The following is a 14,893-nucleotide window of genomic DNA, read 5'->3' on the forward strand; positions in this document are numbered from 1 at the left end:
CAGAATCCCGCTTGCCGGACGTAGATGTTGTCCGACTAGAAAGGAAACACTCGATGTCCACTCCACAAGCTCCCATCGGCTCCGGCTTCGGCGCAGCGTCTACGGCGGAAGAAGTGATTGCCGGCCACGATCTCTCGGGCAAGGTGGCGATCGTCACGGGCGGTTATGCCGGCCTTGGCCTCGAAACTGCCCGCGTGCTGGCAGCGGCCGGCGCCAAGGTTATCGTGCCCGCCCGCAATATCGAGAAGGCCAGGGCCGCGGCCGAAATCGTTCCCGGCCTGCAGCTCGGTTACATGGACTTGATGGATCCCAACTCCATCGACGATTTCGCCGATCGTTTCCTGGAAGACGGTGAGCCGCTGCATTTCCTCATCAACAACGCCGCCGTCATGGCCAACCCACTGACGCGCGACAGCCGCGGCTACGAATCGCAGTTTTCCACCAACCATCTCGGCCACTTCCAGCTCGCCGCCCGCCTCTGGCCGGCGCTGGTGAAGGCCGAAGGCGCCCGCGTCGTTGCCGTCTCCTCACGCGGTCATGTCCGCTCCGGCGTCGATTTCGACGATCCGATGTTCGACAGCCGCGAATACCAGCCCTATGTCGCCTACGGCCAGTCGAAAACGGCCAATGCGCTTTTTGCCGTCTCTCTGGATGCTTTAGGCGCAAGAGACGACGTGCGCGCCTTCTCGCTGCATCCGGGCGGCATCGTCACGACCGATCTCATCCGTCACCAGTCGCGTGAATATCTGCTCGCGAGCGGCTATATGGATGCCGACGGCAACCCGGTCATCGACCCCGAGAACAACAAGAAGACCATCGCCCAGGGTGCGGCAACCACCATCTGGTGCGCCGTCAGCGACAAGCTCGATGGCATGGGCGGCGTCTATTGCGAAAACTGCGATATCGCCAAGGCCGTGCCCGGTGACTCCGAGGAGTTGCTCGGTGTGCGTCCCTGGGCGACCGACCCGGAACTTGCCGAACGACTCTGGCAGATGAGCGAAAGGCTGACCGGCCTCACACAGAGCTGAAGCCTTGCGACCTAAGTCTAATCCCCGATATTCTTAGTCAATTGTTAACCATGTTGCTTGAAGCTTCTCTAATATAGCTTGGGGGAGCTCGATCATGCAGGCGCTGAAGGCGGTGGAGGAGAATGCCGCAAGTCCAGTCTATGAACCGGATGGGCCGGATCGCGCCGCGCTGCGCCATATCCTCTCGCGCCTTGCCGAAGAGGCCTCTACGCTCGGCGTCGATCTCGTTGATATTGCCGGCGCCATCCAGGACATGGCGGCAATGTCCGCCCGCCATGTCGCCGCCTTCGATGATGTCACCCGCACGGCCCTGTCGATTGCCGAGACCAACCGCTCCGTCGCCGTTTCCCTTCGTGAGACCGATAGTACCGCCTCCGAAGCCCGCCATATGCTGAAGGAATCGGCCGATCGCCTGTCCGGCTCGGTCGAGGAAATCCGCCACATGGTTCAGTCCTCCGAAGAGATCAGTACGGAAATCTCCGACTTCTCCCGCTCGCTGACCGATGTGGATGAGGTGGCCGCCGAGATCAGCACCATCGCCCGCCAGACCAATCTTCTGGCGCTCAATGCGGCGATCGAGGCCGCCCGCGCCGGCGAGACGGGCAAGGGCTTTGCCGTCGTCGCCTCTGAGATCCGCGCTTTGTCGCTGCAGACCTCCAAGGCGACGGGCGCCATTCAGGAAACGCTGGAGCGGCTTCGCGTCAAGATCGACCGTCTCTCGACTGTCGGCGGCGGCGCGCGCAAGAGTGCTGCTGGCGTCAGCGAAAAATCCGAGACGATGCGCGGCGCCTTCGAAAGCATGGAGCATGTGATTACCCGCATCCTCGATAGCTCCGCCGTCATGGCCAATACGACCGAGGCCGTGGACCGCGATTGCGCCGGCTTCGTCGCCAAGCTCGGCGAAATGTCGGCCGAAGTGCTCGATTCCAACTGCCGGCTGCAGCAGGCGGCAAAACGCGTCGACAGTGTCGTCGGCCTGTCGGAAACGCTGATCCAACTGACCGCGAGCGCCGGTGTCGAGACAGCCGACCGCCACTGGATCGAACAGGCGCAATCCGTCGCCGCCCGGATATCCCATGCCCTGGAGCGTGTGGTCGCAGAGGGTGGGATCGGCATGGAGAGTCTGTTCAGCCGCCACTATCATCCCATTCCCGGAACCGATCCGGTGCAGATGATGACGCCTTTCACCGAGCTCGCCGACCGCCTGCTGCCGCCGATCCAGGAGCCGGCGGCGGCTTCCGACGAGTGCATCGCCTTCTGTGCCGCTGTCGATGGAAACGGCTACCTGCCGACCCATAACAAGAAGTTCTCGCAGCCGCAGAAGCCGGGCGACACCATCTGGAATACGGCCAACTGCCGCAACCGCCGCATCTTCAACGATCGCGTCGGCCTGGCCGCCGGCAGAAGCACCGCTCCCTTCCTCGTCCAGACTTACCGTCGGGACATGGGCGGCGGCAATTTCGTCATGATGAAGGATATTTCCGCCCCGATCACTGTCCGCGGCAGGCATTGGGGCGGCTTGCGGCTGGCGGTAAAGGTATAGCGTTGCCGCCACTTGCCGCGCGGTCTATACCGCGCTCATGAGATTACGCGCCGACATCTATGTTTCCGCTCTCGTCCGCCGGGTTTTCTCTGCGGGCGATTTTGCTGCCGTAGAGAAGAAGGGTGCCGAGGAAGCCGGCGCGATCTTCATTCGCCAGCGCTTCCGCGACGGTCTCGAGACCCTTTATGCGCCCGCTCCACAGAGCTTCTTCGATGAGGAGAGCAGCGGCGACCGCCTCTTCGAAATCCGGCTCGAACGCGCCGAGCCGGACAAGGTGCGGGAGATGCTGGACCGCGAGCGCAAGTTCGACCCAGATCTCTGGATCGTCGAGCTGGAGACAGACAAGGTCTCGGAACTTATCCCGATGGCCGGCTGACGGCCTGCCTTGAATTTACGCCAATTCCCGCCTAGTTTACTGCCATCCGCAATACCAACAGGATGTGTGCTCAATGGATATGAACCTGATCGCAACGCCAATTCGCCTTGCCATCGGGGATTTCCATGCCTGCATCCATGACGCTTTCCAATCTCTCGTGGTCCACGCCTGACGGCCGGCCGCTTTTCTCCAATATCGATCTGAGCTTCGGCGCCGAGCGCACCGGCCTTGTCGGCCGCAATGGCGTCGGCAAAACCACGCTTTTGAAGCTGGTCGCCGGCGAGCTGCAGCTGCAGACCGGTTCTATCTCGGTTTCCGGCACGATCGGCATCCTGCGCCAGAGTGTGCAGGTCGGGCCGGATGAGACGGTCGCCGATCTCTTCGGGGCGACGGAGCCTCTCGCCATTCTTCGCCGTGCCGAAAGCGGCGAGGCGAGCGCCGACGAGCTTGCTGTTGCAGACTGGACGCTCGAAGCGCGCATCGATGCCGCACTGGAACGATCAGGCCTTGCCGCCAGCCCGCAGACGCTGCTTTCAGCACTGTCTGGCGGTCAGCGCACCCGCGCAGCACTCGCGGCCCTGATCTTCGAGGAGCCGGATTTTCTTGTCCTCGACGAGCCGACCAACAATCTGGATCGCGACGGCCGTGAAGCGGTGATCTCGCTTCTCGGTAGCTGGCGGCACGGCGCTCTCATCGTCAGCCATGACCGCGAATTGCTGGAGACGATGGATGCCATCGTCGAGCTCACGACGCTCGGCGCCACGCGCTATGGCGGAAACTGGAGCGATTACCGCGCTCGCAAGGCTCTGGAACTGGCTGCCGCCGAGCACGATCTTGCGGATGCCAGGAAACGCGTGGCGGAGGTTTCCCGCAGCGCGCAGGAAACGGCCGAGCGCAAGGCGCGCAAGGACAGCGCCGGCAAGAAGAAGGCAGCCAAGGGGGACATGCCGCGTATCATCGCCGGCGGTCTGAAGCGCCAGGCGGAGAGTACCAGCGGTGACAATGCCCGCCTTGCCGAGCGCCGCCACGCCCAGGCGCTTGAGGATGCCGAGGAGGCGCGCAAACGCATCGAGATACTCCAGCCGCTTTCCGTCAAGCTGCCCTCGACCGGCCTGCCGCCAAGCAGATCGGTGCTGAGGATCGACGCGGTCACGGCCGGTTACGAGGCGGGCGAACTGATCATCCGCAAGCTGTCCTTCGATATGACAGGTCCTGAACGCATCGCCGTCACCGGCCCGAATGGCTCGGGCAAGACGACGCTGCTGGCGCTGATCTCGGGCGATCTCCAGCCGTGGGAAGGCGCGGTTCGTGTGCTGACCTCATTCTCCATGCTCGATCAGCGCGTCAGTCTGCTCGATCCCAAGGCCTCGATCCGCGACAACTTCCGGCGGTTGAACCCACAGTCGGATGAAAACGCCTGCCGTGCCGCACTCGCCCGGTTCATGTTCCGGGCGGATGCGGCGCTGCAGATCGTCTCGACGCTGTCAGGCGGCCAGCTTCTGCGCGCCGGCCTTGCCTGCGTTCTCGGCGGCGYGGCACCGCCGGCGCTGCTCATCCTCGATGAACCGACCAACCATCTCGACATCGATTCCATCGCTGCCGTCGAAGCCGGCCTGAGAGCCTATGACGGCGCGCTGCTGGTCGTCAGTCATGACGAGGTGTTTCTGGAGATGGTCGGCATAACCCGCCGGCTGGAGTTGCCGGTGCGCTGAAGCATGTCGCGCAAAAGTGCGCAGAGGTTCTGCGATGACGGCACGCGGAGGCGAGGGCTTGTCTATTCGAAGGAAATGCCGAGCAATTTTTCGCTGAGAGCCCAGAGCCGCTCGGCAGCGTCCGTGTCCATCGCCCAGGGCATCACGCCGCGCAGCTCCTTCGTATCGGCGGGCAGTGCCTCGGCGATATCGCAATCCTCGCAATAGACGCCGCCCATGCCGTCGAGCTGGTGGCTCGTCGCGCACCAGATGGTGGTCGCCGCACCCTGTTCGATCGTCTTGAAGAGCGCGGCAATATGCGCGGGGATATTGCCGTCGGCATCCCGGAAGCCGATTGCTTCCATATCCGCATCCGAGACATAGCGGGTCAACTCGGTCTTGATCGAGCCGGGGTGAACCGAAAAGGCACGCACGCCATGCTCTGCCCCGCGCCGGTCGAGTTCAAGGGCAAACAGCGCATTGGCCGTCTTCGACTGACCATAGGCTTTCCAGGCATCATAGGTGCGACGCTGATAGTTCGGATCGTCGAAATCGATGGGGGAGAAACGGTGTCCGCCGGAGGAAAGTGCCACGACGCGGGCATTGCCGGAGCGCTTCAGCGCCGGCCAGAGCCATGCGGCAAGCTGGAAGTGGCCGAGATGGTTCGTCGCAAACTGCCGCTCGAAACCTCTGTCGTCATGCGCAAACGGTGTCGCCATGACGCCGGCATTGCCAATGAAAAGATCAAGCGGCCGGCCGCTGGCCGCAAATTCCCGCCCGAAGGCATCGATGGAGGCAGGCGCCGAAAGGTCGAGCGGATAAATCTCGATACGTGGCAGATCTTTGAGTGCCACCTTGGCCTTATCGACGTCACGCACCGGCACGATGATGGCAGCACCGGCGTTGGAAAGCACCCGCACCGTCTCCAGGCCGAGGCCGGCATAACCGCCGGTGACGACCGCAAGCTTGCCGGTCAGATCTGCATTGCCGAGTGCTTCTTCCGAAGTCGTCGAGCGGCCGAGACCGGAGGGAAGGGGATATTGGGAAGTAGGCATGACATCCTCGCATCTGTTTCGTGAGCGGTTCGTCCGCTCCTGAGGTGGGCTAGACGTAATGCATCGGATGTAGGATTATCCATGCGCTGAAGTCCAATCTATCTGCGTGATCATCCTAAATGCTTGCTGTCGACCCTCTTTCCGATGTCCTGTCGCTGCTCTCTGCCAGAAGCCTGCTCTCCGCCAGCCTCAGGGCCAAGGGTGGCTGGTCGATCCGTTTCGCTTCTGAGGGCGTGAAGTTCAACGCCGTGCTGGAAGGCGGCTGTTATCTGGTTTCCAACGGTGCCGAGCCACGCTGGCTGGAGGCTGGCGATTGCTTCCTGCTCGTCAATTGCAGCACGTATGTTCTCTGCAGCGATCCGGTGCTGACGCCGGTGGCGCCGTCCGAGATCTTTGGCCCTGATCATACCGCCTCCATCAACGCCGACCTGCCGTGCGAAAGCCTGTTTGCCGTCGGCGGACGTGTTACTTTCGACGATGCCGATGCCGGCCTGCTCCTCGATGCACTGCCGCCGATCCTTTTCGTCAGCGGCAAGTCGCGGGAGGCGACGGCAATCCGCTGGTTGCTGTCGCGGCTGGGGGAGGAGTGGGATGAGAAGCGTCCGGGCGGGTCGGCTGCCGCCGACCATCTGGCCCAGCTTCTCTTCGTAGAGTTGATCCGCGTCTGGTTGCATCAGGCCGATGCGACGACACCAGGATGGCCGCAGGCGCTGAGTGACAGGCGCGTCGGCGCGGCGATCCGTCTCCTGCACGGTGATCCCGCACGGAACTGGCGGCTGCAGGATCTGGCCGAAGCCGCTGGCATGTCACGCTCCAATTTCGCCCTGCGTTTCCGTAAACTCGCGGGCATGGCACCGCTGGATTATCTGCTGCGCTGGCGCATGCGGCTTGGCGCCAAGGCGCTGCGATCAGGCTCGCAGCCGATCTCGGCGATTTCCTATTCGCTGGGTTATCAGTCGGAAAGCGCCTTCAGCAATGCGTTCAAGCGCATCACCGGTGTCGCGCCGCAGCAGTATCGTCGCGATCACTTGAAGGCTGGAGCAGTTTCAGCAAAGGCGTACAGCGGTTTTGCGTCCGGAATTGCGTGAAAACAAAGAGCTGGAACATTGTCGTTATCAGAGGAAAGCGGAAATGTTCTAGCGCGCCCGGCTGACGCTCTTGAGATCGCGCACCGGCGCCTGCCGGATGAAGCGGTAGGCGGGGGTCTGCGCCTGTGCGACGGGAGCCGGCTGGTCTGCTGCGGTTGGCGCTTCCGGATTGTAGGTGTAGCTATCGGCGCGCCGCCATGCGTCCACGCGGGCATGACATTCTTCCGGGTCCAGCGCGTCGAGAACGAGGAAGGCGCGGCTGACATTGTGCGGCACTTCGGCAAGGTGCGGATAGAGCTTCTCCAGCACGAAGACGGAATCGAGGAAGCCCATGCCAAGGCTCGTCAGCGTCGTGGCGAGCTGCTGGCCGGACAGGTCGAGCATGATGCGCTCCGCAAGCCAGCGGCTGGCCGACAGCGCATCGGCTAGCGCAGTGGCGAAATGCACGGCTTCCCGCGAGCGCGCAAAGCGCACCAGTAGCGCCTCCTGAATATCTGACAGCGAGCGAAGGCCAAGGCGGTCCTCATCATTGCGGCCGAGATGGCCGGCAAGGCTGCGGATGCGCTCGCGTAGCGCCTCTTCATTGGCGATGCGTTGTGCTTCCTGCTGGTCCATTTCGGGCGCGACAGGCATCGGCGAAAGCGGTATGGCGTGTTGCTCTGCGGGAGCAGTGGCAGCGGATGGACGCGGCTCGGCCTGGCGCAGCGCCACCAGCGCGTCGATGACATCAGGCGACAGCGAATCGCGGCTGACGATCGCCTTTACATGCGCAGCACCCTGGGTGCGCGCAATCGTGATCAGCGTGTCGTCATTGATCGCCTTGGAGGAGGTGAGAAAAGGTGCGGCGACCTCTATCGGCTGATTGCCGATGAAGAGCGCAACGGCTGCCGGCATGTTCTCGCATTGGGAAAGGGCTGCCACGGCTTGGCGCCTTGCCTCTTCGGAAGAGGCCTGGAAGAGCGGCATGAAGAGTTCGGCAAACTGGCGCAGTTCGGAGCGTGTCGGATGTGACAGGTTCTCGAAACTGCTGACAGTCGCCATTAACACCACGTCCTTCTTCCTGATGGCCATGGGGCCCTCTAGGTCTCGAAACCGGTCACGCACAAGAACACCCTGAAAACGCAGAACAAGCGGGAAACCATGGGGCCGACAAGCGCTGGCGGGACGCGCGTCAGACCATACGGTTATGAACAAATCCTACACCGGTACAGTTAATGCATGCTGAAGATTCTATTAAAATGCAACAGAAATACACACGTTTCGCGTGTTGCGGCTTGATGAGCCGGCAAAATAAAATCGATCGCCCGGGCGCGGGGGCGATTTTCAGTTTTTAAGGATGTGGATAAATAGCCGGCAAATAATCTAAAGACCCTTGCGGCCTCTGAGTGCCGACAGCAGTTTGTCGTGATCGTCATGGCCCGACTGGTAAAGGTCGAGCGCAGTCGAAGCAGCGAACTGCGCTTCGACACTTCTGATGTCGAGATGCTTCTCCGCGCACCACGCATCCAGCGCGCCGCGCAACACATCCAAATCTTCTGAGGTGAATGCGGAACTATACAGAAAGGGCATGGGTTGCTCTCCGTATGACAGCAAGAGCACGTATAATCTCCCAAGCGGCCATCGCTTTAAACTTTTGGCCGATAAGATCACGATACACCCATCGTCTCTTGCCGCAATTAGTATTTTCGTGACGCATTTTTGCAACACCCACCGCGCGGCCGCCGCTTCAGTAAATAAGATCTGTTAACTATATGAATTATTTCTAATTTTATTGGGTGACTTTCAGCCTGACTTTTCTTTTCCGCGGCTGAAACCAAACAACCATTCTGCGCGTTATATCGGCGTCGGGCAGACTGTCCAAAGCAGTGGCTGAATATTAGTAATCTGTTAACGGTCGTGTGTCTCAATTCGGACAGGAACGACGCGATTTGGGAATATGGATCGTGGAAGCTCCGCAGCATCACGGTATTTCAATCAGGTGCCGTGAGAAAGGCGCGAATGCCCTCGGTCCGGTTCATCCGGCGCTTGAGGACGCGCTGGCCCGCAGCATGGCGGGCAGGGTGAAATCCATCGCAAGTTCATCCGTCTCGGGCAGTGCATGGAGACGAGAATGGCAATTGTAGTCGCATTGGCGGACCGGTTGCGTGAGGAGCCGCGCCGCACGGGCAAGGAGCCCCGCGAAGCAAAAATCCTCTGGTTCACCGGCGTCCGTTACGAACGGATCGTCGAAACCCCGAAGAAAAATCCGGCGCATTCTGCGCCGCGTGTCAAGAACAAGTAAATCGGAAAACAACTTAAAGTTTGTCGCGATCTTCGAGATCGGCTACCGCCCTTTAAGTCCTTGTTTGACGCATGTCGTTATCGTAAAACCGATGTACACTTTTGCGCGACATGCTTTAGCGGGCCTCGAGTTCGTCGCAGCCCGCTTCCGTCAGAAAGGCTCGCGCGGCCTCGTCAAAGCTTGCCTGCGGCGCCAGCGTGCGCAGGACCGCATAGCCCTCGGAATGCGCCATCTCCACCAGGATCGTCTGCTGCAGTTCCTGCGGCAGGTTCTTGCGCAGGTCGGTCAGCTGGATCGGGCTTGCTGCGAGAACGTCGAGCGCGCCACCGACGGAGGTGCGATCGTTCATGCTGAAGACCTCGTTAGAGGCGCTGTCATAAATCGCGATGGACCAGAAGGGCACATTGCCCTTGGCGATGAAATGCACCGGCGCTTCGCCCACATCGAAGGAACAGACGGCAGTGCGCACGAAAGGATCGCCATTGGCGAGCCCCGCCTCGTCATAGCGGCTGGTCAGAAGATAAAAATTGTTGGGATCGCCTTCGGCCTCCACCCGCGTTGCGGCATCGCGCCCGGTGAAATGCGGCAGTGCGAGAATGATGACGAGGTGCAGAAGGGCTGCGCCGAAAAGCCCCGTTATGACGGCGAAGAACACTCTAAGCATTGCCGCACCCGATCTTGGTGAGCTTTGGCATGGAGAGGTCGATCACCCCGGAGCTGCCCGCCGTTGGCGTGTCGAACAGCGTCAGCACCAGCCGGAACGTGCCAGCCCTCGGCAGCGCCAGCCAGTTGCCGGGCTGGGCATGTGGCGAGATGTCGATGGTGAAGCCGCTGTCTGGCTGGCGCAGCACCGTCCATGAATTCAAAGCGGCCGGCAGGGTCTGCTGCAGCGAGGCGGGGTTGCCGGCGTTGTCGGCAGTAAACAGCGTCCACAGCCGCGCCGGCGGCGTCTGGCCGGTGATGCGGTAGTGGCAGGCGGCATTCAGCCGCTCGCCGCTGTCGTCCACGCTTGCCGTAAAGGTCAGGCCTTCGGCGCTGCCATAGAGCAGCTTGCCGGCGCGCGCACGGTGCGACTTCGCATAGGGGTCCGCGTCGACGGTCTGGAGCTCCGGAAAGGCTTCCCAGGCGCCGAGCTTGATCGCCCCGAACCCCTGCGTCGCATCCAGCGCATAAAGCGAAATCATGATGCCGCCGCCGAAGGCGACGATCAGCGTGACCAGGATGAAAAGGGGAAACCGAAACACCTTGCGCCCTTGAAGATCAAATCAGTTGAAAGGGTTACCACTGATTCTGGCAGGGTGGAATGCCATCGGACGCTGTGTCCCCCATGTCTTGGCGAACCAGTCATGCCGGTTTGCCAAAAAAGGGGAAGTATCAATCCGCGCTTGCCACCTTCTGTACCTCGAGCGGCGCGGCATCCTTCAGCTTTTCGCCGATGCCCTTGAGAATGTCGGTCGATTGCACCGAGAGCATCCGCGGGCGGACGAGGGTCGGCGTGCCGTCTTTCGGCTTGTTGGCCTGCGCCTTGGCGACATCCTTTTCGGATGGCAGCGGGTTTTCGATGCCGGGAATCGGGCGCAGCGTAACGCCCTGATGGGCATAGTCCATGGCGCGCTTGAAGGTCATGGCGGGCAGCGAGCCGCCGGTCATCTCGTTGGTCGACGTGTAGTCGTCGTTCCCGAACCAGACGGCGCAGGTGTAGTTGCCGGTGAAGCCTACGAACCAGGCATCGCGATAGGCCTGCGTCGTGCCCGTCTTGCCCGCGGTGACGACGCCGTTGTCCAGCGCCGCTTTGCGCGCCGTACCCACATAGGGCACCCGCGACAGCATCTGGTTCATGTAGCTGTCGGCCTGTTCGGAAAGCACCCGTTGGGCGGGCGGTTCGTCATGATCGAAATCGTAGAGAACGTCGCCATCGTAATCGAGGATCTGCGTGATCCCGTGGCGGCGCGACTGGTAGCCGCCGGTTGGGAAAACGGCATAGGCCGTTGCCTGGTCGAGCACTGTCACTTCGGACGTGCCGATCGGGATCGTCACGTCGTCGCGGATCGGCGTTTCGACGCCCATGGCCTTGGCCATGGCGCGGATCGGTTGAATGCCGAGCTTTTCCTTGGCGAGACGCACCGGAATGGTATTGATCGACTGGGCGACCGCGGTTTCCAGCGTGATACGCCCGGCATAACGGTTTGCGTAATTGTGCGGGCTCCAGTTGCCCCAGGAGATGGGCGCGTCGATGATCGTCGTCTTCGGCGTCATCCCGCTCTCCATGGCCACCGAATAGGTATAGACCTTGAAGGAGGAGCCCGGCTGGCGCAGCGCCCTGGTGGCGCGGTTGAACTGGCTCTCGCCATAATCGCGTCCGCCGACCATGGCGCGCACGGCCCCGCCGTTTTCGATCATCACCATCGCGCCCTGCTTGGCGTGATAGGCCTCGCCATATTCGCGCAGCGATGTCTCGACGGAATCATCCGCCGCCTGCTGGATGCCCATGTCGATCGTGGTGCGCACGATCAGCGAGCGCTGGTGGAAGCGGGGCGAAAGGCGCTGCACCTCGTCGAAGGCCCAGTCGAGGAAGAAGTCGGGCGATTCCACCTCGTTGCGGTCGACGACAGTGGCGGGATTGCGCCGGGCGGCGATCACCTGCCCCTCGGTCATCAGCCCGCTCTGGACGAGATTGGTCAGCACCTCGTTGGCGCGGGCACGCGCGGCAGGCAGGTTCACATGCGGGGCATATTTGGCCGGCGCCTTGAAGAGACCGGCGAGCATGGCGGATTCGGCAAGGTTCACGTCGGTGATGTTCTTGCCGAAATAGAATTGCGCCGCAGCAGCAGCACCGAATGTGCCGCCGCCCATATAGGCGCGGTCGAGATAGGTCGCGAGGATCTCTTTCTTGGAGAGGTTGGCCTCCAGCCATAGTGCTAGAAATGCCTCGGTGATCTTGCGGTCGATCGAGCGCTCGTTGGAGAGGAACAGGTTCTTGGCGAGCTGTTGCGTCAGTGTCGAGCCGCCCTGGACGACTTCGCCGGCCTGGGCATTGGTGACCATGGCGCGGAACAGGCCGATAGCGTCGATGCCGAAATGGTCGAAGAAGCGCCGGTCCTCGGTGGCGATGACGGATTTGATCAGCGAATCCGGTAATTCGTCGATCGGCACGGAATTCTGGTGGATGACGCCGCGATGGCCGATGACGTTGCCGTAGCGGTCGAGGAAGGTCACGGCGAAATCGCCGCGGTTGCGCCAGTCTTCCTTGGTGGATTCGAAAGCCGGCTGGGCAAGCGCCAGCATCAGCACGAAGCCGACGGCGCCGAGCGTCAGCCCTTCGCCGGCGAGTTCGAATACGGCACGTTTCCAGCCGCGGACACGGAAGCGGCGGAAGAAAATGGTGGTGTCTTCCCAGATCTCGGCGGCGCGGAAGCCGGCGTTCCAGACGGTCGAGTCGATCCATGAATCGATGCGCAGCAACAGGTGTCGGTTTTTCGACTGCTGCTTCTGTGGCTTCTTGCCTTGCCCGTTTTCGGGCTCGTCTGGCCCAACATTTGGGTTGTCCGGATCCTGCACGTCCTATATTCCCGCCTGAGCACGCTCGGCGGCCGTGAACCGGACGCAGGAGCGGGGCCTGAAAGGGGCCGCGACTCTCCGGATAGCCGGAGCATGTTGAATAATTGGTTGATTTCGCGGACAAGAACAAGAGAGTTGAACGGTCGTCACGCGAATTTGCGGGCGGCTGTTGCAAGAAACGAGTGATGAACGATCTGCCCTTCTGGAAGCGCAAGACGCTCGCCGAAATGAATGCCGAGGAGTGGGAAAGCCTCTGCGACGGTTGCGGCCTCTGTTGTCTCAACAAGATCGAGGAATGGGATAGCGGCGACGTCTATTTTACCTCGGTCCGTTGCAAGCTGCTCGACAGCGACAGCTGTCGCTGCTCCAGCTATCCGAACCGCTGGGATTTCGTGCCGGATTGCGTCCAGCTCACCAAGGAGAACGTCTCCGAGATCGCATGGCTGCCGCCGACCTGCGGCTATCGCCTCGTCAATGAGGGCCGAGATCTCTATTGGTGGCACCCATTGGTATCTGGCGATCCGGAAACCGTCCACGCTGCCGGCATTTCAGCCCGCGGCCGAACCATCAGCGAAAACGATGTCGATGTCGAGGATTTCGAGGATTATGTCGTTGACTGGCCGCTGACGGTCGGAGAGGACGCCGAAAGAACCCGGGAAGCCGAGGAGAAGGCCGGCTGACCGCTATGGCCAGGTGCCATGGGGGATCTGGAACAGATGCCTTATGCGCGTCGTCAGCGTCGTCGGATGGCTGCCTTCCGCCGATACGCCGGCACTGAAGTGATGTTTCTCGGATTCGATACGGCGCGATAGCAGCAGTCCGAGTTCTTCGGCAAGCGCCGGACGCTGCTGCATGATCGCGGCGAGGTGGTCCTTGGCGATCTCGTAGACGATGACGGATGTCAGGGCGCGGATATTGGCCGGCTCGAGCGCACCCATCAGCACGCCGCGTTCCCCGAAGAGGTCGCCGGGCGCAATTCTGGCGAGTTCGATGATCTCGTTGCCCTCGATCCGTTCCACGACGGCAACGCCGCGCCGCACGATCATCAGGGAGGTCAGCGAGGTGTCCTGCGTCGCGATCAGCGCATCCTTGCGGAAGTTCAGCCGTTTCATGTCGGTCGCAAGCGACTCCTTTTCGTCTTCCGTCAGCGTTGAAAAGAGCGCGATGGCGTTCAGCAGCCGCCAGGCCGAATTCGGGTGCTTTCCGGCCGCTTCCAGCGGATCGGCAACCGGGGGAACCGGCGAGCCGGCCGGTGGCGCAAGCTGCAGGCCTGCCGCCTTGGCATGACGATAGACCAGATCGTAGACTTCGTTGCGGGCGGCGGTCGCTTCGCCCAATCCGGAGACGCGGAAGGAGAGTTCGAACTCGACGGCATTGCTGTCCAGCCCCGTGATGCTGACAACAGGGGTAGGGGATTTCAGAATGGCGTTGCTGCTCAAAAGCACCGTGCGCATCGTCTCTTCGATGGTCGCCGGCGAGATCGAGGGAGCAAGCCGGATCTTCAGCGAGACGCCATGGGCTTCTTCGGGGCTCGTCAGGTTCGTCAGCCGTGCCTTGGCGAGCGCGCTGTTCGGAACGATGACGAGGTCGTTGGTGCCGTTCAGGAGATGGGTGGAGCGCCAGTTCGTCTCCACCACGCGGCCCTGCACGCCGTCGTCGAGGACGATCCAATCGCCGACGCTGTAATGCCGGCCGAGATTGAGCGCGATGCCCGAGAAGACGTCGTTCAGCGTGCTCTGCAACGCCAGGCCGAGCACGATGGCGAAGACACCCGATGTAGCAATCAGCGTGCCGATCGGTACGCCGAAGACGTAAGCTACGACCGAAAGCCCGGCGCCGAGATAGACGATGGCGACGACGAGATCCTGCAGCAGGCGTCCCTCGCGCGGTTTGCGCTCGAAAATCAGGAAGAGCCGCACCGAACTCGCCAGCACCATCGCGCCGCCGATCCACCAGACGGCCTTGGCGACCCCGACGAAAACGCGCCGGAAAAGATCCGTGGCATCGCCCATGTCAGACGTATAGGGCGCAATCTCGTGCTCTACGAGCAGCAGCGTCAGCAGCGCGAAGAAGATGATATTGGCAATTAGTCGGAAAGTCGGATTTCGTCCGAAGATGACCCGTGCCACGGTACTGAGCAGAACGAGGACAACAAACTGAAACAGCGGATCTGCCAGCATATGCGATGACATGCATTCCATCCTGATTGGGGATGTTCGACCCTATATCACGGATGAAGAAGACCTGTCCTCCAGCACGAATGGATAGGGAGT

General features: G+C 61.7%; 14 protein-coding genes. 7 read left to right on the forward strand and 7 right to left on the reverse strand.

Annotated elements, in window-relative coordinates:
* Window positions 1-53: 53 nt before the first annotated feature.
* The 4 genes from AC1D35_RS16370 (at window position 54) to AC1D35_RS16385 (ending at window position 4,659) form a co-directional block, all read left to right on the forward strand.
* Window positions 54-1,028 (forward strand): oxidoreductase, encoded by a 975-nt coding sequence (locus tag AC1D35_RS16370; protein WP_113310036.1) that lies wholly within the window; start codon window positions 54-56, stop codon window positions 1,026-1,028.
* Between the two features lie 94 nt (window positions 1,029-1,122).
* Window positions 1,123-2,571, forward strand: coding sequence for a methyl-accepting chemotaxis protein (locus tag AC1D35_RS16375; protein WP_113310037.1), 1,449 nt, complete (start codon window positions 1,123-1,125; stop codon window positions 2,569-2,571).
* 37 nt (window positions 2,572-2,608) lie between these two features.
* Window positions 2,609-2,947: a DUF1491 family protein gene (locus AC1D35_RS16380; RefSeq protein ID WP_113301604.1), complete on the forward strand. Its 339-nt coding sequence runs from the start codon at window positions 2,609-2,611 to the stop codon at window positions 2,945-2,947.
* Between the two features lie 125 nt (window positions 2,948-3,072).
* Complete coding sequence (locus AC1D35_RS16385) at window positions 3,073-4,659, forward strand: ABC-F family ATP-binding cassette domain-containing protein (RefSeq protein ID WP_477939094.1); 1,587 nt, start codon at window positions 3,073-3,075, stop codon at window positions 4,657-4,659.
* A gap of 62 nt (window positions 4,660-4,721) precedes the next feature.
* Here the strand turns inward: AC1D35_RS16385 and AC1D35_RS16390 are convergent, their stop codons facing one another.
* Entirely contained in the window at window positions 4,722-5,693 is a 972-nt protein-coding gene (locus tag AC1D35_RS16390; RefSeq protein WP_113310039.1) for an oxidoreductase, read from the reverse strand.
* A gap of 119 nt (window positions 5,694-5,812) precedes the next feature.
* Here AC1D35_RS16390 and AC1D35_RS16395 point away from each other — a divergent pair, with 119 nt between their 5' ends.
* The gene (locus AC1D35_RS16395; RefSeq protein WP_113310040.1) at window positions 5,813-6,781 is read left to right on the forward strand and encodes an AraC family transcriptional regulator; all 969 of its coding nucleotides are present in this window, start codon (window positions 5,813-5,815) and stop codon (window positions 6,779-6,781) included.
* Between the two features lie 48 nt (window positions 6,782-6,829).
* Here the strand turns inward: AC1D35_RS16395 and AC1D35_RS16400 are convergent, their stop codons facing one another.
* On the reverse strand, window positions 6,830-7,885 hold the full coding sequence (locus AC1D35_RS16400; protein WP_113301608.1) for a DUF2336 domain-containing protein: 1,056 nt from the start codon (window positions 7,883-7,885) through the stop codon (window positions 6,830-6,832).
* Between the two features lie 258 nt (window positions 7,886-8,143).
* Entirely contained in the window at window positions 8,144-8,350 is a 207-nt protein-coding gene (locus AC1D35_RS16405) for a hypothetical protein (RefSeq protein WP_113301609.1), read from the reverse strand.
* 541 nt (window positions 8,351-8,891) lie between these two features.
* Here AC1D35_RS16405 and AC1D35_RS16410 point away from each other — a divergent pair.
* Window positions 8,892-9,062 carry a hypothetical protein gene (locus AC1D35_RS16410; protein WP_477833279.1) on the forward strand — a complete coding sequence of 57 codons (171 nt, stop codon included), beginning with the start codon at window positions 8,892-8,894 and terminating at the stop codon, window positions 9,060-9,062.
* Window positions 9,063-9,177: 115 nt separating this feature from the next.
* Here AC1D35_RS16410 and AC1D35_RS16415 read toward each other — a convergent pair whose 3' ends face one another.
* From AC1D35_RS16415 to AC1D35_RS16425, 3 genes are all read right to left on the reverse strand, one after another.
* A complete protein-coding gene (locus AC1D35_RS16415; RefSeq protein WP_113301610.1) occupies window positions 9,178-9,726 on the reverse strand; it encodes a DUF1254 domain-containing protein in 549 nt (182 codons plus the stop codon).
* The gene (locus tag AC1D35_RS16420; protein ID WP_113301611.1) at window positions 9,719-10,306 is read right to left on the reverse strand and encodes a DUF1214 domain-containing protein; all 588 of its coding nucleotides are present in this window, start codon (window positions 10,304-10,306) and stop codon (window positions 9,719-9,721) included. Before AC1D35_RS16420 ends, AC1D35_RS16415 begins: the two co-directional genes overlap by 8 nt.
* A gap of 130 nt (window positions 10,307-10,436) precedes the next feature.
* The gene (locus AC1D35_RS16425) at window positions 10,437-12,620 is read right to left on the reverse strand and encodes a PBP1A family penicillin-binding protein (RefSeq protein ID WP_113310041.1); all 2,184 of its coding nucleotides are present in this window, start codon (window positions 12,618-12,620) and stop codon (window positions 10,437-10,439) included.
* 185 nt (window positions 12,621-12,805) lie between these two features.
* Between AC1D35_RS16425 and AC1D35_RS16430 the strand changes: the two genes are divergently transcribed.
* Complete coding sequence (locus tag AC1D35_RS16430) at window positions 12,806-13,300, forward strand: YcgN family cysteine cluster protein (RefSeq protein WP_113301613.1); 495 nt, start codon at window positions 12,806-12,808, stop codon at window positions 13,298-13,300.
* Window positions 13,301-13,303: 3 nt separating this feature from the next.
* Here AC1D35_RS16430 and AC1D35_RS16435 read toward each other — a convergent pair whose 3' ends face one another.
* The gene (locus tag AC1D35_RS16435) at window positions 13,304-14,812 is read right to left on the reverse strand and encodes a mechanosensitive ion channel family protein (protein WP_113310042.1); all 1,509 of its coding nucleotides are present in this window, start codon (window positions 14,810-14,812) and stop codon (window positions 13,304-13,306) included.
* Window positions 14,813-14,893 lie beyond the last annotated feature (81 nt).

The sequence above is a fragment of the Rhizobium sp. P1_E6 genome, from assembly GCF_056405875.1.